This window comes from Kitasatospora sp. NPDC092286, from assembly GCF_044755565.1.
Lineage (GTDB): Bacteria > Actinomycetota > Actinomycetes > Streptomycetales > Streptomycetaceae > Kitasatospora.
The window spans coordinates 136977-160481 of the sequence record NZ_JBIVRD010000018.1; the positions used below are offsets into that span (position 1 = coordinate 136977).

Consider the following 23505-nt stretch of genomic DNA (forward strand, 5'->3'; position numbering starts at 1 on the left):
CAATAACTGAGCCTCCGTTGAGTCGACATGACGGCTCATCAGTAGAATTGACGGATCGTCAGTTCGGTTTTTCGGCAGTGATCCACGCCACACCGGATTCGCGCTCCCTCCGGGTGGCGGGCCCGCCTTCCGGGGCCGTGCTCGGATCTGTCCGGCCGTTCGTCGGGCCCGCCTTCCGGGGCCGTGCTCGGATCTGTCCGGCCGTTCGTCGGGCCCGCCGTGGTGTGCGGAGGGGTCAGTGGAACCGGTCCAGGTGCTCGCGGAGGAACGCCTCCAGGGTGCGCGGGGCGCGGCCGGTCAGCCGGGTGGCGATGTCGTCGGGGACCTCCGGCCTGGCCGCCGCGAGCTGCTGGATCTCCACGACATGGGCGGCCAGCCAGTCCGGCATGCCGGCCCGCTGGACGAGGTGCGCGTGCAGCTCCCCGGGTGCCAGGTCGAGATAGCGCACCGGCCGGCCGAGCAGCTGGCTCAGCAGCCCGGCGAGTTCCGGGTGGCTGTACGCCCGCCCGCCGGTCAGGTGGTACGTCCCGCCGGCGATCTCCGGCCGGGTGAGTGCGGCGGCGGCCACGTCGCCGATGTCCCGGCAGTCGACGTAGTTGCACGGGGCGTCTCCCATCGCGCCGTGCATCAGGCCGGCCGCCGCTATGCCGGGTGCCAGGAGCAGCAGCTTCTGCATGAAGGCGTACGGACGCAGGATCGTCGCCGTGACGCCCGAGGCCCCCAGGTGTTCCTCGATCCGGTGGTGGCCGCGCGAGACGGCGACGGGGGAGTCCGGCTCGGCGGCGGGCGCGGAGATCTTGACGATGTGCTGCACGCCGCCGGCCACGGCCAGGTCGATGGCCCGCAGTTCGTGTTCGACCTGCTGGGGCCCGTTCGCCATGGTGAGGAACAGCTGGCGGGCGCCCTTGAAGGCCTCGCACAGGGAGCCCTGGTCCCCGGCGTCGGCGAACACCGGCTCGACCAGTCGGCGGGTGTGGTCGGTGAGGCCGGCCGCGAGGCGGCCCGGGTCGCGGCCGAGTGCGCGGCTCGGCACGCCGAGTTCGGCGAGACTCCGGAGTGCGGCGCCGCCGGTGGCGCCGGTGGCGCCCATGATGACGATCATGTCGTCTGCCTTTCGAGTGGGGCTGAAATGGATCCGGATCGGATCCGGAAGGGGCCCGGAGGGTGCGGTCGGTGGGGTCAGTGCTGCCGGCGGCGGTGTGCGCGGGTGCCGCGCCAGCGCCAGGTGATCATGGTGGCGGCGATCGCCGCCGACACCGGCAGGTCGAAGCGGAGCCGCCCGGGCCACGGGCTTGCGGCCAGGGCCGGGATCCCGGGCAGCCAGTGCGCGCCGGACCAGCCGAGCAGCAGTCCGAGCGCCGCGGCGCCGAGCCCGAACCCGGCCGCCAGCAGGATGCGCGGCACCCGCACGGTCCAGGAGCGTGCCGGGCGGCGGCGCAGTCGCGAGCCGACCAGGGCCGCGACCGCGGCCGAGGTGCCGGCGATGGTGGTGCCGGCCGCGATCATCAGCTCCGGTCGGCGGGTCGCGATCCCGCCGATCCCGGCCATCACGGCGGGCATGGCGTAGGCGACCAGGACCTCGCGCCAGAGCACGAAGGGGGGTGGTGTGCCGGGGGCTTCGGCGGGGCTTTCGGTGAGCGTGTCCTGCCGTCGGGGCATGGGGGTCTCCTCGCCAGGTGATTAGGTGGCTAAGTATTGGTGTTTAGGTGGCTAACTATTGGGCCGTGAGAAGGACGGGCCGCCTGTCGTGCGCAAGGCGGCCCGCCGGGTCGGGCCGGGTCGGCGTCAGTCGGCGGTCAGGGCGTTCATGCCCTCGACCAGCCGGGCCAGCAGGCCGAGAAAGACCGTGCGCTCCTCGACCGAGAGCCCGCCGACCATGGCCTGCATCCGCTCGAAGTGCTCCGGTGCCATGTCCCGCAGGCGCTGGGCGCCGCGGGTCGTCAGCATCACCACGTTGCCCCGGCCGTCATCGGTGGACGGTCGGCGGGCGACCAGGCCCTCGCGTTCGAGTCCGTCGACCAGCCCGGTCACGGTCGCCCGCGAGACGCCGAGACTGGCCGCCAGCTGGGAGGGTGACTTCTCTCCGTTGTGGTCCTCCAGGTCGGCCAGCAGCCGGTAGCGGCCGGTGGACAGGCCGAAGCGGGAGAAGTGTGCCTCTCCGGCCTGGCCGAGCCGGGCGCCCGCCGCCATCAGCCGCACCGCGACCAGTACCGCCTGCGGGTCGGCCGTCAGGCCGTAGCGGGCGATCTGTCGTCGTGCTTGGTCGAGCGTGGGTGCGCCGCTTTCGGCCGGGTGCTGCTCCATGGGAGTAATATGGCGCCTAATCAGTTGATCGGTCAAGCCTGGGCGATGGGTGTCGTTCGAAGCCGCTGTGGTCCGCCCCGGCAAGGGCGGACCACAGCGGCTCCGGTGCAGTCCCAAGGGGGGCCTGTCCGTGCTCGTCAGGCGCGGGTCGTGCTCGGGATGATCCGCGGCGGTGTCCAGTCGGCGTGCCGCAGAACCGTACGGATCATCACGCCGGGTGGGGTGAACCGGATCGCCGCGTTGCGCGCGGCGACGGTCAGCGGATGGGCGAGCTGCTGTCCCGTCCGGCCCGCCCGGCGCGCGTCGCGGGCCACCGTTCAGCTGTGCGGGCGCCGCTCGGCGTCGTAACGCGCGAGAGCCGCCTCCACCGTCGGCGCCGAGCCGAGCGCGGCGGCCAGGGTCACCGCGTCCTCCAGTGCCTGGCACGCGCCCTGGCCGAGGTGGGGCGTCATGGCGTGTGCCGCGTCGCCGAGCAGCGCGACCCGGCCCACCGCGAACGAGGGCGGCGGCGTGACCAGTTCGTTGACGTCGTGGTGCAGGACAGCCTCCGGGCGGGCGGCGCCCGCTGCGCGGTGCTTCGAGGAGGGGCGTACCGTACCGCCGTGCAACTGATCGAGATCTCCGACCTGATCGTCGCCCACGACCCGCGCACCCGCGAGCGGCTGCCCGTCCGGCGTGCCGATGTCGTCGAGCGGCTGCGGCGAACCGGGCAGCACCGCGCGGCCAGGATCGCCGAGGGCCTGCCCGCGGCCGGCGGAATCCTCGACCCGGCCGCCGTCGACCGCCGACTGGTGGCCGTCCACACCGAACTCCAGCGCCTCAGCGAGGAACTGCGCCTCGGCGACCGGCTCGCCGCCCTGCTGCGCCCGCTGCTCGACGCCGTCCGCCAGACCCGGCCGGGACCGGTACGGATCGTCGACATCGGCTGCGGCCTCGGCTACCTCGTCCGGTGGATCGCCGCCACCGGCGTCCTCGGACCGGACGTCGAACTGCTCGGCGTCGACCTCAACGCCGCCCTGGTCGCCGAGGCCGAACGGCTCGCCCGCGCCGAACACCTGCCCTGCCGCTTCGTCCACGGTGACGCCTTCCAACTCGACGAACCCGGCACGGTGTACGTCTCCACCGGGCTGCTCCACCACTTCCGCGACGCCGACCTCGACGCCTTCTTCGCCGCCCAGGGCCGGCCCGGTACGGTCGCCTTCTGCCACTACGACATCGCCGCCACCGGCCTCGCCCCGATCGGCGCCTGGGTGTTCCACCGAGCCCGCATGCGCGACCCCCTCGGACGCCACGACGGCGTGGCGTCCGCCCGCCGCGCCCATGACGACGCCACCCTGCTGCGTGCCGCCGCCCACGCCCGAGGCCTCGTCCCGCTGCTCTACGAACCGCGCGGTCACAGCAACCCGTTCTGCACGACCCTGCGTCCGGTGCTCGGCGTGCTTCCCGAACTCGTCGCCCCACTGAGCGCCGCCCTGGAGTGGGACGCCCGCCGCCTCGTCGGAGCCGCCGGGTGAGCGCCGTCCTGCTTCTCCTCCTCGGCCTCCTCGACGCGGCCTTCGCCGGCTTCCGCGCCTCCAACGGGCGCGACGGCCGGATCCGCCGTGCCGCCGGCAACCGCCGGGCCGCCCTGCGCGGTCTCGCTCACGGCGCGCCCGGCCTGCTCGCGGCGGCCGCCGTCGCCGGGGCGGTCCTGCTCGGGTCGGACGACCCGGCGGCCCGCTACCGCGAACTCGACGAGGCGGGCCTGCGAATGCTCGTGGTCTACGGGCCGTACAGCGCCCTGGTCCTGGGCAGCCTGGCCTGCTACCTGGTCGGACCGTTCCGGCTCAGCACCCTTGCCATGATCATCGGTCTTGGCCCGCTCACCCTGTTGCGCCCGCCGGTCGTCGTCGCCGGTGCGGTGGCGGCCGCCTGGCAGAGCCTTCCGGCGGCCGTGGTCGCTCTCACGGCGGGCGTCGCCGTTCTTCTGGTGGAGCCCGTCGTCCACCGCCGCTGGTACACCGAGCCGCTCTGACGGTCACTCCGGCGCCGTGTCCGGTCTCGGTTCTGACGTCCGAGCGGCGTCGAGCCTGCGGCGGGTACGGGGGCGGGGCTGGATTCGGGGCCTGCCCGGTGGTGTCTGTGGTGCCCAGGGGGTGGTCGGGTCGGCGGGTATGACGCCGCATGGCTTCCTCCTCGGTGGCTGGTCCCGAGCTTCTGCTCGACCGGGTGACGGGACATTAAGCGGTGCCACTGACAATGCGGCGGGGAAGGCGCTTCGGAAGATTCCAAGAAAAGGACGTACTGTCACATTAATTCGTATAGGGATTCCCTTGCTCAAACGCCCGTGCTAGCGTGCGGCCGTCAGCTTCTCAGAGTCGAGAAAGTGGGGTCCTGGCATGGGGCAAGAGTTCTCCCGTCGTGGATTCCTCGGCAGCGCCGGAATGGCCACGGTCGGGGTTTCCGGCGCCTCGCTGGGCCTGGCGGACGTCACCGCCGCCGCCGAGGTGGCGGCGGTGCCCGAGGGGCAGTCCGTGCTGCCGGACGACTCTCGCTACCAGACGCTCAGTCAGGGCTTCAACCAGCGCTGGGGCAGCCGGCCCGCCTACATCCGGCTGGTGGGAAACGAGGCGGACGCGGTGGCGGAGCTGAGGGCGGCGCTCGACAGCGGTCTGCGGCCGACGATCCGGGGCGGCGGGCACTGTTACGAGGGGTTCGTCGACAATGACAAGGGCGTCATTCTCGACCTCAGCACCATGCGCGGCGTCCACGCGGCGAGGGACAAGTTCGGCAGGCCGAGTTACTGCGTGGAGGGCGGTGCCACCAACTGGGACATCTACACCACCCTCTTCCGCAAGCACGGTGTCACGCTGCCCGCCGGCTCGTGCTACTCGGTCGGTGCCGGCGGCCACATCTGCGGGGGCGGGTACGGGGTCCTGTCCCGGCGGCACGGGTTGACGGTCGACCACCTGGTCCAGGTCGACGTGGTGACCGTCCGGGGCGGCACGGTCGAGGTGGCCAGGGCCCACCGGGACGACGGCGAGGGCTCGCCGGAGAAGGATCTCTTCTGGGCGCACACCGGAGGTGGTGGCGGGAACTTCGGGGTGGTCCTGCGCTACCACTTTGCCCGGAACATCCCAAGGCCGCCGCCGAGGGTCTGGCTGAGCAGCGTCGCCTGGCCCTGGGAGGACTTGGTGAACCGCCCTGAGGATTTCCGCACACTGCTGGACAACTTCGGCGCGTTCCTGATGGAGCACAGTGGAAAGGAGGAGCAGGTCTATCAGGGGTTGTTCTCCATTCTCATGCTCACCCACCGGTCGAACGGGAACGTCGTTCTGTTCAGCCAGTGGGACGAGGACGATCCGGCGCCATTGGAGGAATTCCTGGCCGCCGTGGAAAGGGGGATCAGGACCAGATCGGTCGTTCAGACCCACGTCGCCGGAGGACTTTTCCTGCCCTATCCGGACAAGCGCCGTCAGATGCCGTGGTTCCAGGCCCCCATGACGCTCAACTCATCCGGTGACAACCAACGAGGCAAGTACAAGTCGGCCTACCATCGCCGACCCTTCACCACTGCCCAGATCGGGGCCTTCTGGGCAGGTCTGACGAGGGACGTCCCGGGCGTCGACCTCGGGCGGACGCTGGTGCAGATCGACTCCTACGGCTGCAAGGTGAACGACCGGCTGCCTGCGGACACCGCCGTGCCGCAGCGGGACTCGATCATGAAGCTGCAGTACCAGACGTACTGGACGGACCCGGCCCATGACGCCGCCCACCTGGGCTACCTCAGGGGCCTTTACCGGGACGTCTACCGGGAGACCGGTGGCATCCCGGAGATCGGTGCCGACACCGATGGTGCCTATGTCAACTACCCGGACGTCGATCTCGGCCTGGCCGGCCAGGCCGACCCCGCCTACCAGCGCCTCTACTACAAGGAGAACTACGCCCGGCTGCAGCGGACCAAGAAGATCTGGGACGAGGGGGAGGTGTTCCATCACGCGCAGTCGATCACGCTGCCGAAGCCCTGACCGTCCGCATACTTCGCTGGGGCTGGGGCTGGGGCTGGGGCTGGGGCTGGGGCCGGGGCCGGGGCCGGGAGTCCGGGCTGGGTCGGCGCATCCGGTACGGCCGGGATGCGGACACTGCCGCCGGGGCGCAGGGTCGAGGTATGAGCGGAGTGATCGTGCTGGTCGAGCTGGAGTCGGCCACGGAGGTGCTGGACGCGGGAGAGGTCGACGTGGGTGCCCGGGTGCGCTGGGTGCACGCGGCGCCCTCCGATCCGGATGTACCGGAGGACCCGGGGCCACTCACATTCTGCGGAATCGACACCGGTGACCTCGAACGGGAGCCGTACCGGCCGACCGGACCGGGCCGGCCCTGGTACCCGCCGTCGCAGCGGACTCGGCGGTGCCGGGCGTGCGAGGCGGCACTCAGGGCCCGCTGACCGCGGCCCGCCCGACCGCGACCGAATCTGCGGTGTGGTGCGGCAGGGCAGGGCATGGCGCGGCACGACGCAGTACGGCCGTGGCCCGTCCTCCGGACTGACCCGACCGACTGGGTCGACCGACCGACCGACCGACCGGGTCGGCCGGACAGGCCAGGGCCGAAGTGACCTCCCGGGGCCGCTCCGCGCGGGGTTGGGCTGCGACGGTGGGGCACGCTCCTACCGGGCCGGGCCGGGCCGGGCCGCGGCAGCCGAGGCCGCTCGGTGTCTCCGGCGTGGTCACGCGATCAGGAGGCCCCCTCGATGAGTCGGCCGTCGCGGAGCTCGACCACCCGGTCGGCCAGCTCGATCAGGTTCTGGTCGTGGGTCGCGACCAGCACGGTGACGCCCTCGCTGCGGACGACCGCGCGCAGCAGCTGCATGATCGAGCGGCCGGTCTCGGAGTCCAGCTGCCCGGTGGGCTCGTCCGCGATGATCAGGTCCGGTTCGTTGGCGAGCGCGCGGGCGATGGCGACGCGCTGCTGCTGCCCGCCGGACAGCTCGCCCGGGCGCTGGTTGGCGTGGTCCGCGAGGCCGACCAGCGCCAGCAGGGTGTGGGCGCGCTCCTCGCGCTGCGCGGCCGGGATCTTCCGCAACCGCATCGGCACCCCGACGTTCTCGGCGGCGGTGAGTACCGGGAGCAGGCCGAAGGACTGGAACACGAACCCGATCCGGTCCCGGCGCAGCGCGAGCCTTCCGTCTTCGTCCAGGCCGGCCATGTCGGTGCCGTCCAGGCTGATGGTGCCGCTGGTCGGGGTGTCCAGCCCGCCGACCAGGTTGAGCAGGGTGGTCTTGCCCGAGCCCGACCGCCCCTTCAGGGCGGTGAGTTCGCCGCGCCCGATGGTGCACGAGACGCCACGCAGCGCGTGCACGGTTCGCTCCCCGGTGCCGAAACTGTGCCAGAGGTCGGTGACGGTCACCATGGGAGCGGTGACGGTGCCGACCGGTTGCTGCGTCATACGGCGGCCCCCTGGATGTGTTCCTCGGCTCTGCGGTCCGAGGTGTGGTGTGAGGTGTGATGCCTGGATGGTTTCAGGCGTATTGCATGATGTGTCCATGGCGTATTGACGGTGTGTCATGCGGGCTGACGTCGTCAATGCCGAGAATTTGCTCACTACTTACATGTTTCGCGCAAGTCCCTTCCGTTCTTGCAGTGAATCTGACAGCATCGTCCGCTATCCGGTGATCAAGCGCCGGTGATCACTGCCTCGGTGAGTGACAGGCGTTCATCCCTGGCCGGAATCTGTCCGGAACAGGCAGCCGCGCGGAACCGGGACGAACCAGGGGGAGGAACGGGATGCTCGGCTTTGTCGTGCGCCGTCTGCGCGGGCGACTGTCGTTGGCCGCCGCTGTCCTGGTCACCATGCTGATCACCACGGCGGTGCTCACCGCGCTGGTGGCGTTCAACAGCACGGTCGGCGAAGCGGGCCTGCGCCAGGCGCTGCAAGGGGCCGGCCGCAACAGGGCCAACGTGCTGGTCACCAGCGAACACGGCCTCGACGGGCGGGCCAAGGACGACGAGGCGATCGGCGTTTACGGCGGCAGGCTCTTTGGCGACTTCCCGGTCCACACCGAGAGCCTCACCCGCAGCCGCTCGTACGGACTCCCGAGCAACGGCGCCCCCCGGCCGGCCGACACCGCCGGGACGCCGTCGGGCACCGGTGGCCAGCCGGACCTCACCCTGTTCGCCAGCCTCGACCACGAGCACGTCCGACTGGTCGCCGGCAACTGGCCCGCCGCCGGGCAGGGGAATGTCCAGACGGCCGTCCCGCAGACCTCGCTGGCCCGGCTCGGCCTCACCGCCGACGCCCTGCCCGCCGAGGTCCGGCTCGACGACCGCTTCGGCGGCCCGCCGCTCACCGTCCGTGTCACCGGCGTCTACCGCGCCACCGACACCGCCGACCCGTACTGGGGGCTCGATCCTCTGGGCGGGCGTGAGATCCAGGCGGGCGGCTTCACCACCTACGGTCCGCTGTTGGTCGACGACAGCGCCTTCACCGCCGCCGGCGTCGTGCAGGACGGCCGCAGCTGGCTGCTCAGCCCGGACCTCGCCGGCATCAGCGCTTCCGAAGCTGCCGCCCTCCGTGACCGGGCCACTCTCCTCGCCGACCAGTACAAGGGCACCACCGGCCTCCAGATCAAGAGCGAACTACCCACTCTGCTGACTGAATTGGAGTCCAGCGCCCTCGTCGCCCGCTCCACTCTGATGATCGGTGCCCTGCAGCTGAGCGTGCTCGCGGCCGCGGTTCTCCTTCTGGTCGTCCATCTGATGGCAACCCGGCAGGAGAGCGAGAACGCCCTGCTGGCGGCCCGCGGTGCCTCCAGCGTCCGTCTCAGTGTCTTCACCGCCACCGAGTCGCTGCTGCTCGCCCTGCCCGCAGCGCTGCTCGCGCCCCTGTTCGCTCCGCTCCTGCTGCGCGCCCTCGCCAGCTACGGGCCGCTCGCCCGGGTACCCCTCGACACCGGCGTGAGCCCTGCGCTCTGGCCGCTCGCGGCCGCCTGCGCCCTCGCCTGCGTCCTGCTCACCATCACACCCGCCCTGTTGCGCGGCGCCGGCCGCGCAGTGCTGCGCCGCGCGGGACGGCGCCAGACGGCCGTCACCAACGCGGTCCGCTCCGGCGCCGACCTCGCGCTGCTCGTCCTGGCGGGCCTCGCCTACCAGCAGCTCAGCCAGTACAGCGGCGGGCTGTCGACGGACGCCTCGGGCCGACTCGGTCTCGACCCCGTCCTGATCGCCGCCCCCACCCTGGCCCTCTGCGCCGGCACCCTGCTGGTACTGCGGCTGCTGCCGTTCGCCGCCCGGCTCGGCAGCCGACTGGCCGCCCGTGGCCGCGGTCTGGCACCAGCCCTGGTCGGCTGGCAGCTGGCCCGCCGCCCCGGCCGGGCCACCGGCCCCGTCCTGTTGCTGGTGCTGTCCGTCTCCACCGGTGTGCTGGCGCTCGGCCAGCACAGCACCTGGTCCGCCTCCCAGCACGACCAGGCCTCCTTCGCCACCGCCGACGGCCTGCGGATATCCGCCTCGGAGACGGCCCCGATGGGACAGGGCGGCCGTTACGGCTCCCTGCCCGGAGGCGACCGGCTGATACCCGTGACCCGCGAGGAGCGGAGGCTGCCCGACGGCAGCACCGGGCACCTGCTCGCCCTGGACGCCGCCGGGTTCGCCGACCGCGTCCCGGTCCGTTCCGACCTGCTCGACGGGAAGAGCCGCCAGGAGGTGTTCGCCCCGCTCGCCCAGCCCGCGCCCACCGGGCCACAGGCCGGTCTGCCGCTGCCCGGCCACCCGCTGCGTATCGAGGCCGACATCAACATCAGCCCGAGCAAGCCGTCGGACGAACACCCGCAGCTCTGGGCGCTGATCCGCGACCGCTTCGGCAGCACCTACCGCATCATGCTGTCCGGCGTTCCCGCCGACGGCGACGCCAAGGTCACCGCGGACCTCACCGCGCTCACCGACGCCCCGCTCGGCTCCGCCGCAGCGCCGCTCACCCTGTCCGGCGTGGTCGTCGGGTTCGACGCGCAGTACGGCGGTGCGCTCCACGGCAAGCTGACCGTCCGCCGGATCGCCGTCGCCGACACCGCGACCGGCCCGGCCACGGTGGTTCCCGTACCGGCCGACCTGACCTGGAGCGCCAGCGCCTTCGTCCAGGACGGCCCTCCCCTCTCCGCCGTCCTGCCCACGGAGACCGGCGGCCAGCAGCTGTTCAAGCTCGAGTACGTGCCGGGCAGCCTGTCCGCCCGCAGCCAGCGCGTCACCGTCGTTCCCGCCGGTGCCCCCGCTCCGGTGGAGGTCCCAGGCGTCGCCACCCACGCCTATCTGGCCGCCGTCGGCTCGGCCGTCGGCGAAACCATCCGCGTTCCCCTCGGCAGCGCCGACCTGCCGGTCAAGATCACCGCCGCGGTCGAGGCGCTGCCCGTGGCGGGCACAACGGCGCTTGCCGTCGACCTCGCCACCGCCGGCCGCTTCCTCGCCGCCGGGGGCAAGGAACTACCGGGACCCACCGAGTGGTGGCTGCCCGCCACCGGCCCGGACGACCGGACACCTGGCGAGGCCGCCGCCGTGCTGCGGACCACCCCCGGTGCACAGAACCTGCAGCTGCGGGACGAGGTGGCCGACGATCTGCTCAGCGACCCGCTCAGCGCCGCCCCGCAGAGCGCGCTCGCCGCCATCGCCCTGGTCACCGCCGTCCTCGCCTCGATCGGCTACGCCGCCGCCTCGGCCGCCTCCGCCCGCGAGCGCTCCGGCGAGTTCGCGGTGCTGCTCGCCATCGGCACACCCCGGCGGTGGCTGCGACGGACGGCCGCCGCCGAACAGGCCCTGCTGGTGGGACTCGGAAGCGTCGTCGGCCTCGGCCTCGGCGCCCTGATCGTCCAGCTGATCGTCCCGCTCGTGGTGCTCACCCCCGCGGCCCGCAGGCCGGTGCCCGAAGTCCTGGTCGACCTGCCGTTCGGCTGGGCCGTGCTGCTCGCGGGCGCGATCACCGCCGTTCCCCTGTTGTCGGCCTTCGTCAGCGGACGCCGTCGTCGAGACGTGGCCGCCCGGCTGCGGCACGTGGAGGAGATGTGACCAGCCCGGCCGGTACCGGCGCGCCCGCCCCCGCCGACGCCCACCCGAAGACCGACTACCGCCCCGCGCCCTGGGTGCGCACCCGGCTGCGTTCGGCGCCGCTCGCCGCACTGCTCATGGCGGCGCTCGCCTTCGGCACCGTTTTTCTGGCCGTCGCGTTCCCACGAGTGCTCGACCGGGGGAACGACGACGCGCTGCGCGAGTTGCTGCGCAGCCGCGGCCCGGGCTGGACCAGCATGGTCGCCACCTCGAACCACCGTTTCGGCACGGCGGACCTCGACCAGGTGGCGGTGAAGCTGGCCGCCCGCACGGGAAAGACGTTTCACTACGAGTCGAGCGGCCTGGTCTACGGCGTGCGCAGCAACACGACACGCCCGCTGGTCAATCCCGGACTCGCCAAGATCGACGAGGCGGCGACCAAGCTCAACCTGCTCTATCTGAACGGCCTCACCGAGCACGCCACCCTGGCGTCGGGCCGATGGCCCGGCGGGGGCACCGAGACCGGACCGGTCCCGATCGCACTCAGCACCAACGCCGCCGCCACGATCGGCGCCAAGCTCGGCGACATCCTCGAGACCGGCGGCCCCGAGGAACCCCAGGCCGAGCTGGTCGGCCTGTACACCCCCAACGACCTGCACGACCCCTACTGGACCGATCTGTCCTGCGCCGAAGCCGCCTGCCTGTCCACCAAGGGCGGCTGGCAGACCGCCGGTGTCGTCGGCGGTGACGCTCTGTCCCGGATCGAGGTGTGGGGGTACGGAGCGGTGGACTTCTGGCGGATGCCCGTCGACACCGCCGCCCTGCGCGCCGATCTGCTGCCCGAGACCAACGCGGAGGTCGCCTCCTTCCTGGCCGGCCCCACCGGCGTGGGGCTGGCCGTCTACACCGGCCGACAGGACCTGGCCATCAACTCCACGTTGCCCCAGCTGTTCAAGCAGGCCACCGCCCAGCAGGCCGCCGCCGCTCCGGTCGCCGCGATCGGCCCGGCCGGCCTGGCCGGAGTCGCCGCCGTGGTGCTCTGCCTGGCCGCCGCTCTCACCGCCGACCGGCGCGCCGCCGAACTACGGCTGCTCCAGGCCCGCGGCGGATCGCGCGGAGGTGTGCTGCTGCGCCTGCTCGGTGAGGGCGCGGTGGTCCTCCTGCCCGCCGCGGCGGTCGCGACGGCGCTCGCCCTCGTACTGTTTCCCACCCCGCGCTGGACCGGCGCCGTCCTCGCGGGCCTCGCCACCACCCTGCTCGCCCTGCTGAGCTTCCCGGTCCGCGCGTCCGTGCTCTGGTCCGCGCCGCGTGCCCTCGGAGGACGGCGCCGGCTGGTCGCCGAGTCCGCCGTCCTGGCCGTCACCGTCGCGGCCGTGCTGGCGGTCCGGCGACACGGGGTCGCCCCGCCCGGGGAGGGCCTGGACCCGCTGCTGGTCGCCGCTCCGCTCCTGCTCGCCCTGACCGGCGGACTGCTGCTCGCCCGGCTCCAGCCGCTGCTGGTCGGAGCGCTCGCCCGGCTGGCCGGCCGTCGCCCCGGGCTCGTCGGATTCCTCGGTCTGGCCCGCGCCGCCCGTGGCACCGGCGGCCGCACGGGCCCCCCGATGCTGCCGCTGCTCGCGCTGCTGCTCGCGGTCACCACCGCGGGCTTCGGGGCCACCGTGCTGGACACGATCGACAGCGGACGGCTGCGTTCCGCCCGGATCGCCACCGGCGGCGACGCCTCCCTCGCCGTACCGATCGGCGTCAACCTGTCGCCCGGCTTCCTTGCGGCGGCGGCCGCGCTGCCCGGAGTGCGGACGGCCGTGCCCGCCTACACCGAGTCCGAGGGCTTCCTCCTTGGTACCGGTGACGGGTCCACCCGGACCACCGTGGTGGTCGTCGAGCCCGAGGCGTACGCCGAGCTGTCCCGCACCGTCGGGCGCGGCGAGTTCGACCCGGCCGTGCTCGCGGGCGGAACCGGCGGCGCCGACTCGCCCGTTCCGGCCCTCTTCAGCACCGAACTCGCGAAGAAGGGCATGGACGGTAACCACCGTCTGCGCCTGCCCAACGGTGGCGAACTCGTCACCACCGCGGCAGGAACGGTCGACGGCACGCCCGCGCTCCCGGGCCTGGGCCGACGGTTCGTCGTGCTGCCGGCCGGACCGGCGGTCGCACGGGTTCCCGAACTCGGCCACCTGAATGTCTGGCTCGCCACGGGCGACGTGGACGAGCGGCAGCTGAAGGGACTGGTGCGCACGCTGGCGGCCTCGATCAAGGAGGGCGCCGCGGCCGCGGCGGACTGGTCCCAGGCGGTGGCGCCTGCCTCGTCGCCCACCTCCGGTTCTGCCAAGCCGTCGGTGCCCGCGTCGTCCGCGCCGGCCCCGGCGTCCACGTCGGCGTCCTCCGCGTCCGCCCCGGCCCCCGCGAGCGCCGACCCCGACGCCGTACCCAACGGCTACCTGGTGAAGACCAGCGCGACCGTGGCCGCCGAACTCGCCGCCGACCCGCTCCAGCGCTCGGCGAGCCGGCTGTTCTGGGTCGCCGTGATCGGCGCCGCCGCCTTCGCCCTCCTCGCCGTGCTGCTGACGCTGCTTCGCGCCGCCCCCGAACGCGTCGCCCTGCTCGCCAGGCTGCGCACCATGGGCCTGCGGCCCCGGCAGGGTCTGGCGTTGATCGTCGCCGAGACACTGCCGCAGACCCTGGTCGCCGCCTTCGGCGGCGGACTGGTCGCCCTGGCCGCGGTCGCCCTGCTCGGGTCGGCGTTCGATCTGTCGGTGCTGATCGGCGCGGACGTCCCGGTCGGCCTGCGGCTCACCGTGATGCCCGTTCTGGTGCAGACACTCGGCCTGGCCGCCCTGGTGTCCGTCGGCGTACTGGCCGAGGCGTTCGTCTCCGGCCGGCGCCAGATCACCACCGAACTGCGGGCGGGGGACCAGCGGTGACCACCACCCCAGAGACGCCATACCCGGACGGTACGGGAATCAGCTCGCGGCAACCGCGACCAGGAGCGCGCCCAGGCGCAGCGGTGACAGGAGACCAGTGGTGAACAGCGCCCCCCAGACCCGGCCGGACGGCCAGACCCCCACCTTTCAGGAGCTCCAGGACCAGGCACGCGCCGCCGCGGCACCGAAGGCGTACGGCGCGGGCGCGGCCATCGTCTGCGACCGTCTGGTCCGTATCTTCAGCGCCGAGGGAATCGAGGTGCAGGCGCTCCAGGGGCTGGAGCTGACCATCCGGCAGGGCGACCTGGTGGCTCTGGTCGGTGCCTCCGGCAGCGGCAAGTCGACCCTGCTCACCATTCTGGCCGGGCTCGACGTCCCGACCGCCGGCAGCGCGGCCGTGGCCGGCTGCGAGCTGCTGGACATGTCCCCCCGTGAACGCCTGCGCTACCGCCGTGAGGTGGTCGGCTTCATCTGGCAGCAGACCGCCCGCAACCTGATGCCCTTCCTCACCGCCGCCGAGAACGTCGCGCTGCCGATGCAACTGCGCGGCCGCCGGGGCGGGCCGGGCGGGGCGAAGCAGCAGGCCGCCCGGGTGGCGGAGCTGCTGGAGGCGCTGGAGATCGGCCAGCTCGCCCACCGCCGCCCCGCCGAGCTCTCCGGCGGACAGCAGCAGCGGGTCGCCATCGCCGTGGCGATGGCCAACAACCCGCCCGTCCTGCTCGCCGACGAGCCGACCGGCGAGCTCGACTCGGAGACCGCGGCCACCATCTTCGAGGCGTTCCGCACCGTCAACCGTGAACTCGGCACCACCGTCGTCATCGTCACCCACGACCCGATGGTGGCGGGTGAGGTGCGTCGCACGGTCGCCATCCGGGACGGCCGGACCAGCAGCGAGGTGCTGCGCCGCACCATCACCGACGAACACGGCGAGGAGTCGATCAACGAGCGCGAGTACGTGATGCTGGACCGCACCGGCCGGGTGCAGCTGCCGGTCAAGTTCCTGGAGGCGCTCGGCATGGAGCACCGGGTCGCCGTCGATCTGGCCGCCGACCACATCGCCGTCAGCCCGGACGACCTGGCCGGCCACGGAGCGGACGGGCACTGAGACGGGCAGCCGCCGGTACGGGCGTGCGGCACTGATGCGGCGGGCGGACGGCCCTGGGCATCCTCGGGGCGGGTGGCGATGGGATGCTGAGGCCGACGTTCCGGGTGAGAGGTGCCGCATGAGCAGCCGAGTGAGGGTGCTGAGGAAGCAGAACCGGCTCAGCCTGGAGGCGCTGGCGGCGCGGGTCGGGGTGACCAAGAGCTACCTCTCCAAGGTGGAGCGCGGTCTCAGCGACCCGTCGATCTCGACCGCGCTGAAGCTCGCGCACGCGTTGAACGTCGATGTCAGCCGGCTGTTCTCGGACGAGGTGGAGCCCGAGTTGGTCACCGTGGTCCGGGCCGGCGAACGGACACCGATGGCGGGCGGGGCCGGCCCCGGCGCCCCGCACTACGAGGGCATCGCGACCGGCCTCAGCGGCAAGCGGATGGTGCCGTTCATGATGTACCCGCGGATCGAGCCGGCCGACTCGCCGTTCAAGTCCCATGCGGGTGAGGAGTTCTTCTTCGTCCATGCCGGGACGGCCGAGCTGGGGTTACCCGAACGGACCGTCCGGCTCGGCCCGGGCGACAGCGTCTACTTCGACTCGGCGCTCCCGCACCGCTGCCGGAGCACCGGCGCCGAGCCGGCCGCGATCCTGGTGGTGATCCACGACGATCCGGCCGGCCCGGCGGACCGGGTGCCGACGCTGCCCTGACCGCCCGTCAGCGTGCGGTCGTCGGCAGCAGGCCGGCCAGGAGACCGGCCCGGTCCCGGTCCAGTGGCAGCAGCGGGTGGCGCGGCTCGCCGACGTCCAGACCGCGCAGCGCGAGGCCGGCCTTGACCGTGGCGGGGAGCCCGCCGCGAACCGGGCGCGTCGTGCGTAGTAGCCGAAGGAGGCCTGGCCGCGCTTGGGCGTGGAGATCCCTCCTTCGTGCGGGAACGCCGGGGAGCGGTGCGCCGCAGGGCGTGCGGCGTCGCCGGTGCCGCACGCCGAAGCACGTGAGGAGACGTTGTCTACTTCAGGACACCTTGTGTTCTTGCGTCGAGCCGTCAACTACCGTCGCCCGTACGCTGGATCAGTCCGCTGTGCTCGGCCTCCTCCCGGAAGTCGTCCCGGGGCGCGCCCCGGTCGCCGCGGTCACGGCGGTCGCCCCTCGCCGCGGCGGTGCAGAGGGCGAAGACGAGCAGGGCGCCGGCCGCCACGGCGAGGATGCCGAGCGCGGTCAGGACGCGAAGCCAGGTCACGGAGGGCGCCTCCCGGGGGCGGTGCAAGGGAGCGTCGCCGGGAATATCGGCAGACCGGCCCGCACGGTCGAGTGTCCACGGACGGCTCCGCGGAACGCCCGCCGCACGGGGGAGCGCGCACGCGGGCGGGCGAAGCGCCAGAGGCGCGCGAAGCCTCACCGCGCGCCCCTGAGGTGCCCGCCGGCGGCCGCCGGTTCTCTAGGGCTTGTCGCCCGCCGTCGCCGCGCCTCCGACCTGCGCCCGCAACGCCGCGAGGTCCGGCTTCCCGGTCTCGCTCAACGGAATGCCCGGCAGGACCAGGATCGTCGACGGATCACAGAGCGGCCCGCTGCGTTCGAGCACCCACCGGTGCAACTCGGCCGCCGTGACCGTCGCCCCGGGCTCCGTGGTCACGGCCGCGTGCACCCGCTCCAGCCGGTCCCGGCCGGTGGTGGAGAACATCACCGCCTGGCGCACCCGAGGGTGCGCCAGCAGCGGCTGCTCGACATCCCGGGGAAACACGTTGTGCGCGTCCACGACCGCCATCGCCTCCCGTCGACCGGTCACCGTCAGATACCCGGCCGCGTCCAGGAAGCCCAGGTCGCCGGTGTGCAGCCAGCCGTTTCGCAGCACCCGCGCCGTCAGCTCCGGATTGCGCCAGTACCCCGACATCGCCGTCGGAGTCCGTGCGCAGATCTCCCCGGTCCGGCCGGGCGGCAGCGGCCGGTCCTCCTCGTCCAGGATCCGTACCTCGGTGTCCGGGAAGGGGCGTCCGGCGGTGGTCAGCAGCCCCGGGGCGAGATGTTCGTCCGGCGTGAGCCGGGTGACCGGCCCGCACTCCGTCAGGCTGTACGTCTGGTGCAGCACCCGCCCGATCCGGCGGGTCGCCTCCGCCAGCCGCTCCGGCGACGGCAGGCAGCCGGTGTACGTGACCCGGCGCAGACTGCCGAGGTCGGTCCGGCCCAGCCCGGGGTGGTCCAGCACCTGGTAGAGCAGATGCGGCGGCAGGTACGCCCGCGACACCCGGTACCGCTCGACCGCCGCCAGTACCGCCCCCGCCGCGAACCCGTCCTGCAGCACCACCGAGCCGCCCGCCGCCAGCGCCAGATCCGCCGTGGTGCCGCCCCCGTGGCAGAGCGCCGTGCAGAGCAGGAAGGCGGACGCGGCCACCAGCGGCGGCCGGGGCGGACGGGCGAAGTGGCGCAGCACGCCCTTCGGCCGCCCGGTCGAACCGCCGGTGAACCGCACCGCCATGACGTCGCCCGGCCGGTATCCGGGCGCCAGCGGCGCCGGCGAGAGCGGCGCCGCCAGCCCCAGCAGATCCTCCCCGAGCGGGGTCGGGCCCAGCGCCAGCAGGACCGCCCCGGGCAGCGCCCCGGCGATCCGGCCCGCCGCCGCGCCGAACCGGTCCGGGTCGAAGACCAGCGCGGCCGTCTGCGCCTCCTCGGCCATCGCGACCTGGTCCGCCACCGGGCGGTCCGTGTACAGCATCGCCACCCGGCAGCCGATCTGGTTCGCCGCCAGCCGCACCAGCACCGCTTCCGGCCGGTTCCCGGACAGGACCGTCACCCCGTCACCGGGCCCGAGGCCGACGGCGAGCAGCGCCCGCGCCGTCCGGTACACGTCGTCCAGACACTCCTGCGCCGTCAGTGCCCGCTCCCCGTACCGGATCGCCACCCGCCCCGGATCCCGCGCCAGTCCCTCCAGCACCATTCCGGTGAGCGTCGCCGCCCCGGATCCCGCGCCCGCGTCCGGCCCGGCCGTTCCCAGCGTCCCCGTCACGTCACGCCCTCCACCGATCCCGATACGCCATGCCGACTCCGGCTCCCGCACCGATGCCGACGCCATTGCCCGAACGCCAAATTCTGACGGTCCATCACATCGGCGCCCACCCTAGGGCACTCGGTGGCGGGGTCCGGACCGGCTGCTCCCCGGTCCGGCGGCAGTTGTTATCGTTCCGGGTCGGGCACGGACGGGGATGAGTGAGCACAATGGACAGGCCGACCACGCGGGGCGGGCAGACCGCGGTACGCCAGGGCGCGCAGGCGCGGGGCGCGGAACAGGGGGCGCAGGCCGGGATGGAGCCGCGAGGCCTGGTCGACCTGCGGGGCGCTGCCGGGGCGCCGTTCACCGCCCACTACCCGGCGGACGCCGTCGTGGTCGTCTCGGGCCTCCCCGGCAGCGGCAAGAGCACCCTGCTGCACCGTTGGTCCGCCCAGGCTCCCGAGGCGGCCACCGTCGACCCGCGCGCCGTCCACGAGGCCTGTGAGGCGGTGATGCCCGCCCGCCTGCCGTACGCGGTCTACCGGCCGTGGGCCCGCCTGGAGCACTTCCGCCTGCTGCGCGCCACCGTCCGGCGGGGCGGGCCGCTGCTGGTCCACGACTGCGGCAGCCGAGCGTGGATGCGCCGCTGGCTCTCCCGTACGGCCGCCCGGCAGGGGCGGACGCTGCACCTCGTCCTGCTCGACGTCGGCGCCGAGACCGCCCTCGCCGGCCAGCGGGAGCGCGGTCGCTGGGCCTCGCGCCGGGCCTTCGCCCGCCATCGCCGAGGGCTCGACCGCCTCCTGGCGGCGTTCACCCGGCACGCTCGCGGCGCCGCCCCCGCACCCGCGCCGGAGGCCGTCTCCGTCCTCCTGCTCGACCGCGTCTCCCGCGAACGTGCCGTCGCCATCCGGTTCGGCCCGGCCCCGCAGGACGGGTGAGGCGGCGTCGGCCCACCGGTGGGCCCGGTCGACGCCCGTGACGGGCCGGGGTTCCGTACGGGGGAGACTGGGGCAGGAGTGACACGCGAAGCTGATCCGCACGCAGAGAGGTTGTCCCGCATGCCCGGCAGCATCACCACCGAGAGCCCCTGGTTCCGCCGCTTCCATCCTGTCGACACCGCGCCCGCCCGGCTCGTCTGCTTTCCGCACGCGGGCGGGTCGGCGAGCTACTTCCTCGACTACTCCGCCGCGCTCTCGCCGTACGCCGATGTGCTCGCCGTCCAGTACCCCGGCCGGCAGAACCGGTTCGGCGAGCCGGGGATCGACTCGGTGGACGTCCTGGCGGAGCGGGTGTACGAGGCACTGCTGCCCTGGGCGGACCGGCCGCTGACGTTCTTCGGGCACAGCATGGGCGCGGCCGTCGCCTTCGAGGTCGCCCGCTGCTTCGCCCGCGACGGTGCGCCGGGACCGGTTCGGCTCGTCGTCTCCGGCGGTCGTGCTCCCTCCCGGCCCCGGGACTCGGCCGTCCACCGGCTGCCGGACGCCGAACTGCTCGCGGAGCTGGCCAGGCTGGGCGGCACCGACGAACGGGTGCTGGCCGACCCGGAGTTGCGTCTGATCATCCTGCCGTCGCTGCGCAGCGACTACACCGCCATCGAGACGTACCGGTGCGCGCCGGACGCCGTGGTGCCGCAGCCGATCACCGCCCTGGTCGGGGACGCGGATCCGCGGGCCACCCTCGACGAGGTCCGTGACTGGGCCCGGCACACCACCGCCGCCTTCGACCTGAAGGTCTTCCCCGGCGGTCACTTCTACCTGGCCGACCAGCGGCCCGCCGTGCTGGACGTGCTGGCCGCCCACCTCGGCGGCTGACCGGGTCTCGGGGAGGGCGGGGAGCCGGGGGCCGGCGCCGGGGCCGGGGCCGGCCGGGGTGGTCGGCCCCGGCCGACATCGAAAGTTGACACGTTTGTGACAAGCGGTCGCGCGTAAAGCCTTCCCCAAGTGTGCCGCGTTCTGGCATGTTGCGTTCAACCCCGTGCGTACCCCCTCGCGCACGGGTTGATCGGAGGACGCACATGTCACCCCTGATATCCCGGCGGCTCGGCCGACCGGTCGCCGCGCTCGCCTTCCTCACCGCCGTGGCGCTGGCCGCTCCCGGGTCGCTCGCCACCGCCGCCCCCACAACTCCCGGCGGTTCCAAGGGCGCTGTCGTCGCCTCCGCGGTCACCGCTCCGGGCGCCGCCGCCGGCTGGGTGGCGGGGACCCGGGCCTACCTGGTCATCGGCGCGCCGGGCGACACCACCGCCGCCAAGGCCGCGGTCACCGCCAACGGCGGCACGGTCTTCGCGAGTTACGACGCGATCGGCGTGGTCGTCGCCCACTCGGCGTCCGCCTCGTTCGCCGTCACCCTGCGCGCTGTCGCCGGCATCCAGCAGGTCGGAGCGACCCGGACCTCCGACGTTCCGGCGGACGCCTACAACCCGGCGCTGCCCGCCAACCCCGCGCAGGCGACGACCACGCTCACCGAGTCCAACCGCTGGGACATGACCCAGATCAAGGCCGACCGGGCGTGGGCCGTGACGACCGGTTCGCCCACCGTCAAGGTCGGGGTGCTGGACACCGGCGTGGACGACCAGCACCAGGACCTCGCGCCAAACTTCGACGCGGCCGACTCGGTGTCCTGCGCGTACGGGAAGCCGGACACCCGTACCGGGGCCTGGCGGGACGTCGACACCCACGGCACACACGTCGCGGGCACCATAGCGGCGGCGAAGAACGGCAAGGGCGTCGTCGGCGTCGCACCGGGCGTGAAGATCGCGTCGGTGCGGATAGCCGAACCGAGCAGCACCCTGTTCTTCGCCGAGAACACCGTCTGCGGCTTCGTCTGGGCCGGTGACCACGGCTTCAAGGTGACCAACAACAGCTACTACACCGACCCGTGGGCCTTCAACTGCCCGAACGACCCCGACCAGGCGGCCATCATCGAGGGCGTCAGGCGCGCCCAGGAGTACGCCGAGGGCAAGGGCTCGCTGCAGGTCGCGGCGGCCGGGAACTCCAACTACGACCTCGCCAACAAGACCACCGACACCACGAGCCCCAACGACTCGGCCCCGGTCACCCGGACCATCACCAACGCCTGCCTGGACATCCCGACCGAATTCCCGGGCGTGGTGACCGTCGCCGCGATGGGCAGCGGCAGCGTCAAGGCCTCCTACTCGAACTACGGCAAGGGCGTCATCGACATCGCGGCACCCGGCGGGGACGGTGCCAACGGCGTCTACTCCACGCTGCCCGGCGGCCGTTACGGGACCAAGAGCGGCACCTCGATGGCCTCACCGCACGTCACCGGCGTCGCCGCGCTGATCGCGAGCACCAACCCGGCCCTCACCCCGGCCGACATCCGGGCCCGCCTCGCCGCCCAGGCCGCCGATGTGGCCTGCCCGGTCTCCGACAGCCGTTGCACCGGCACCACCGCGAACAACGCGTTCTTCGGCGAGGGCCAGGTGGACGCGTTGAAGGCGGTCGGCGGCAGTACTCCGACGCCCGGCGCCTACTTCGAGAACCTGAACGACGTCGCGATCGGCGACAACACCACGGTGGAGAGCCCGATCACGGTGTCGGGCGTCAGCGGCAACGCCCCCGCGGCCCTCAAGGTCGGCGTGGACATCAAGCACACCTACCGCGGCGACCTGGTGATCTCCCTGGTCGCCCCCAACGGCACCGTCTACCTCCTGGAGGACTTCCCGAACGGCGACAGCGCCGCCAACGTCGCCAGGACGTACACCGTGAACGCCTCCGCGAGCGTGGCGGCCGGCATCTGGAAGCTGCGGGTGCGCGACGGCGCCTCGGGTGACGCCGGCACGATCGACGCCTGGAACCTCACCTTCTAGTAGTGCTTTGTCAGGTGGTGTCGTAGGTCTGCCATGGGATGGGTTGTCGGCATGTGGGGCAGGTGCCGGTCCAGGTGGCGATGAGGTGTTGGAGGAGGTCCAGGGCCTGGTAGAAGGTCAGGCCCTGGCCAGGGCTTTGGGGAGGGCCCGCTGTTCGGTGAGGAACAGGTGGGCGGCGCTGACGAGGGTGACGTGGCGGTGCCGGCCGATGCAGGAGCGGCCTTCGAAGTGGTCCAGGCCCAGGCGGGTCTTCAGCTCGCGGTAGTCGTGTTCGATCCGCCAGCGTGACTTCGCCAGCCGGACCAGGTCCTTGGCGGGGATGTCGGCGGGCAGGTTCGAGATCCAGTACCTGACCGGTTCCGCCTCGTTCTCCGGCCGCTGGGCGATCAGCCAGGTGAGGGGGATCGTGCCGTCGTGGGCCGGCCTGGGACGCCGCCCGGCGGGCCGGATGCGCAGGAGGACGAAGTGCGAGCTCATCGCGGCTTTGGAGCCCTTGCGCCAGGTCACGCTCCGCCCGGCCCGGCGTCCGGCGGCCAGAACGTGTTCGCGCGGGGAGACCGGGCGGGAGCGGTGGCGTGGCAGTGGCCGCGGACCGAGGCCTCCGTAGGGCGGCCGGTACGGTTCGGCGTCCTCGCTGTGGGCGGTCATCTCGCCCTTGGCCTGCAGTACGTAGGCCAGGAAGCGGTCCTCCAGGCCGTGACGGAAGTCGGCGTTGGCGCCGTAGGCGGTGTCCGCGACCAGCACGGCGGGCCGCAGCCCCGTGCCCGCGAGCTCGTCGAGCATGTCCAGCGCCAGACGCCGTTGGGAGCCACTGATCGGGTGGCCTGGTGGGCGTGGGCGGAGTGTCCGTAGGGACTGGGGTGGGGGCGTCGGTAGCTTGTGATCGCAGGCTCGGGTCGCCTCCCTGACAAGTCGCGGCCAGGGCCTCGCTCCTGGACGCGCCGGAGGGCTGGTGTCCGCGTACTCGTTGAAGTGCTCAGCCGGGTACGGATAAACGGGGTCTGTCGCAATCGGTGTGACAACGACTGGCCAGTCGATCAGCCGTGTGACCGTCGATCTGGCGCTGGCGGGCCCGGCTATGAAACGATCAGCCGTCGCTTCAACAGGTGCCGCCGGGGCACCCGAGGTCCAACGGGCCGAACCAGCGGGAGTAAGAGGCGGTGCAGGCGGCAACGTATGCGTGGCGCGCGATCAGCGCCCTGAGTAGACCCTGCTGGACCCCGGTGCTCGGTCGAGCCTTCCCTCTGCCAACCATGCCGTTGCGCCAGGTCAGGACATCAGAGGGCGGTTCGAGAGTTGATGTCCGTTTCGAGTTGAGGTTGGGGAGAGGGCTGCTGGCTGCGGGGGTTCGGTCGGCTACTGCTTCTTGGTGAA

The 23505-nt window shown here is 72.9% G+C and carries 18 protein-coding genes and 1 pseudogene; 11 read left to right on the plus strand and 8 right to left on the minus strand.

The window, feature by feature from the left end; genetic code table 11:
- Positions 1-235 precede the first annotated feature (235 nt).
- The 4 genes and pseudogenes from ACIQIB_RS20310 to ACIQIB_RS20325 all read right to left on the minus strand — a co-directional run.
- Complete coding sequence (locus ACIQIB_RS20310; protein WP_400759449.1) at positions 236-1102, minus strand: NmrA family NAD(P)-binding protein; 867 nt, start codon at positions 1100-1102, stop codon at positions 236-238.
- A gap of 77 nt (positions 1103-1179) precedes the next feature.
- Positions 1180-1659, minus strand: a complete 480-nt coding sequence (locus ACIQIB_RS20315) for a hypothetical protein (RefSeq protein WP_400652916.1) — start codon at positions 1657-1659, stop codon at positions 1180-1182.
- Between the two features lie 126 nt (positions 1660-1785).
- Positions 1786-2304 carry a MarR family transcriptional regulator gene (locus ACIQIB_RS20320; RefSeq protein WP_363612970.1) on the minus strand — a complete coding sequence of 173 codons (519 nt, stop codon included), beginning with the start codon at positions 2302-2304 and terminating at the stop codon, positions 1786-1788.
- A 137-nt stretch (positions 2305-2441) separates the two neighbouring features.
- A pseudogene (locus ACIQIB_RS20325) lies at positions 2442-2864 on the minus strand (FAD-dependent monooxygenase); the annotation flags it as partial.
- Positions 2865-2906: 42 nt separating this feature from the next.
- Between ACIQIB_RS20325 and ACIQIB_RS20330 the strand changes: the two are divergent.
- The 4 genes from ACIQIB_RS20330 to ACIQIB_RS20345 all read left to right on the plus strand — a co-directional run bounded on the left by ACIQIB_RS20330 (position 2907) and on the right by ACIQIB_RS20345 (position 6727).
- Entirely contained in the window at positions 2907-3818 is a 912-nt protein-coding gene (locus tag ACIQIB_RS20330) for a class I SAM-dependent methyltransferase (RefSeq protein WP_400759452.1), read from the plus strand.
- Positions 3815-4318, plus strand: coding sequence for a hypothetical protein (locus ACIQIB_RS20335; RefSeq protein ID WP_363612966.1), 504 nt, complete (start codon positions 3815-3817; stop codon positions 4316-4318). Before ACIQIB_RS20330 ends, ACIQIB_RS20335 begins: the two co-directional genes overlap by 4 nt.
- Before the next feature lie 364 nt (positions 4319-4682).
- Positions 4683-6311: an FAD-binding oxidoreductase gene (locus tag ACIQIB_RS20340; RefSeq protein ID WP_400759455.1), complete on the plus strand. Its 1629-nt coding sequence runs from the start codon at positions 4683-4685 to the stop codon at positions 6309-6311.
- Between the two features lie 140 nt (positions 6312-6451).
- Complete coding sequence (locus tag ACIQIB_RS20345; RefSeq protein ID WP_363612962.1) at positions 6452-6727, plus strand: hypothetical protein; 276 nt, start codon at positions 6452-6454, stop codon at positions 6725-6727.
- A gap of 287 nt (positions 6728-7014) precedes the next feature.
- Here ACIQIB_RS20345 and ACIQIB_RS20350 read toward each other — a convergent pair whose 3' ends face one another.
- Positions 7015-7725, minus strand: coding sequence for an ABC transporter ATP-binding protein (locus tag ACIQIB_RS20350; protein ID WP_400652925.1), 711 nt, complete (start codon positions 7723-7725; stop codon positions 7015-7017).
- A 338-nt stretch (positions 7726-8063) separates the two neighbouring features.
- Between ACIQIB_RS20350 and ACIQIB_RS20355 the strand changes: the two genes are divergently transcribed.
- From ACIQIB_RS20355 to ACIQIB_RS20370, 4 genes are all read left to right on the plus strand, one after another.
- Positions 8064-11330 carry an ABC transporter permease gene (locus ACIQIB_RS20355; protein ID WP_400759457.1) on the plus strand — a complete coding sequence of 1089 codons (3267 nt, stop codon included), beginning with the start codon at positions 8064-8066 and terminating at the stop codon, positions 11328-11330.
- Positions 11327-14230: a hypothetical protein gene (locus ACIQIB_RS20360; protein ID WP_400759459.1), complete on the plus strand. Its 2904-nt coding sequence runs from the start codon at positions 11327-11329 to the stop codon at positions 14228-14230. The genes ACIQIB_RS20355 and ACIQIB_RS20360 overlap by 4 nt, the downstream gene beginning before the upstream one ends.
- Positions 14231-14330: 100 nt before the next feature.
- Positions 14331-15335 carry an ABC transporter ATP-binding protein gene (locus ACIQIB_RS20365; RefSeq protein ID WP_400759460.1) on the plus strand — a complete coding sequence of 335 codons (1005 nt, stop codon included), beginning with the start codon at positions 14331-14333 and terminating at the stop codon, positions 15333-15335.
- 118 nt (positions 15336-15453) lie between these two features.
- A complete protein-coding gene (locus ACIQIB_RS20370; protein WP_400759463.1) occupies positions 15454-16029 on the plus strand; it encodes a helix-turn-helix domain-containing protein in 576 nt (191 codons plus the stop codon).
- 335 nt (positions 16030-16364) lie between these two features.
- Here the strand turns inward: ACIQIB_RS20370 and ACIQIB_RS20375 are convergent, their stop codons facing one another.
- Together ACIQIB_RS20375 and ACIQIB_RS20380 are read right to left on the minus strand one after the other, a co-directional pair.
- Positions 16365-16559 (minus strand): hypothetical protein, encoded by a 195-nt coding sequence (locus tag ACIQIB_RS20375; protein WP_363612950.1) that lies wholly within the window; start codon positions 16557-16559, stop codon positions 16365-16367.
- 198 nt (positions 16560-16757) lie between these two features.
- Positions 16758-18320, minus strand: a complete 1563-nt coding sequence (locus ACIQIB_RS20380) for an AMP-binding protein (RefSeq protein ID WP_400759465.1) — start codon at positions 18318-18320, stop codon at positions 16758-16760.
- A 209-nt stretch (positions 18321-18529) separates the two neighbouring features.
- On the opposite strand from ACIQIB_RS20380, the gene ACIQIB_RS20385 reads away from it, so the two are divergent.
- The 3 genes from ACIQIB_RS20385 (at position 18530) to ACIQIB_RS20395 (ending at position 22131) form a co-directional block, all read left to right on the plus strand.
- The gene (locus tag ACIQIB_RS20385; RefSeq protein WP_400759468.1) at positions 18530-19240 is read left to right on the plus strand and encodes an AAA family ATPase; all 711 of its coding nucleotides are present in this window, start codon (positions 18530-18532) and stop codon (positions 19238-19240) included.
- 120 nt (positions 19241-19360) lie between these two features.
- Entirely contained in the window at positions 19361-20113 is a 753-nt protein-coding gene (locus ACIQIB_RS20390) for an alpha/beta fold hydrolase (protein ID WP_363612944.1), read from the plus strand.
- Between the two features lie 203 nt (positions 20114-20316).
- Positions 20317-22131, plus strand: a complete 1815-nt coding sequence (locus ACIQIB_RS20395; protein WP_400759471.1) for a S8 family peptidase — start codon at positions 20317-20319, stop codon at positions 22129-22131.
- Between the two features lie 117 nt (positions 22132-22248).
- Here ACIQIB_RS20395 and ACIQIB_RS20400 read toward each other — a convergent pair whose 3' ends face one another.
- A complete protein-coding gene (locus ACIQIB_RS20400; RefSeq protein WP_400759473.1) occupies positions 22249-23304 on the minus strand; it encodes a transposase in 1056 nt (351 codons plus the stop codon).
- Between the last annotated feature and the right edge of the window lie 201 nt (positions 23305-23505).

Excerpts from the sequence above, each read along its gene's own strand:
- ACIQIB_RS20385 (WP_400759468.1), top strand. The coding sequence starts at position 18,530 with ATGGACAGGCCGACCACGCGGGGCGGGCAGACCGCGGTACGCCAGGGC.
- ACIQIB_RS20345 (WP_363612962.1), top strand. The coding sequence starts at position 6,452 with ATGAGCGGAGTGATCGTGCTGGTCGAGCTGGAGTCGGCCACGGAGGTG.
- ACIQIB_RS20310 (WP_400759449.1), bottom strand. The coding sequence starts at position 1,102 with ATGATCGTCATCATGGGCGCCACCGGCGCCACCGGCGGCGCCGCACTC.
- ACIQIB_RS20315 (WP_400652916.1), bottom strand. The coding sequence starts at position 1,659 with ATGCCCCGACGGCAGGACACGCTCACCGAAAGCCCCGCCGAAGCCCCC.
- ACIQIB_RS20355 (WP_400759457.1), top strand. The coding sequence starts at position 8,064 with ATGCTCGGCTTTGTCGTGCGCCGTCTGCGCGGGCGACTGTCGTTGGCC.
- ACIQIB_RS20395 (WP_400759471.1), top strand. The coding sequence starts at position 20,317 with ATGTCACCCCTGATATCCCGGCGGCTCGGCCGACCGGTCGCCGCGCTC.
- ACIQIB_RS20370 (WP_400759463.1), top strand. The coding sequence starts at position 15,454 with ATGAGCAGCCGAGTGAGGGTGCTGAGGAAGCAGAACCGGCTCAGCCTG.
- ACIQIB_RS20390 (WP_363612944.1), top strand. The coding sequence starts at position 19,361 with ATGCCCGGCAGCATCACCACCGAGAGCCCCTGGTTCCGCCGCTTCCAT.
- ACIQIB_RS20320 (WP_363612970.1), bottom strand. The coding sequence starts at position 2,304 with ATGGAGCAGCACCCGGCCGAAAGCGGCGCACCCACGCTCGACCAAGCA.
- ACIQIB_RS20350 (WP_400652925.1), bottom strand. The coding sequence starts at position 7,725 with ATGACGCAGCAACCGGTCGGCACCGTCACCGCTCCCATGGTGACCGTC.
- ACIQIB_RS20340 (WP_400759455.1), top strand. The coding sequence starts at position 4,683 with ATGGGGCAAGAGTTCTCCCGTCGTGGATTCCTCGGCAGCGCCGGAATG.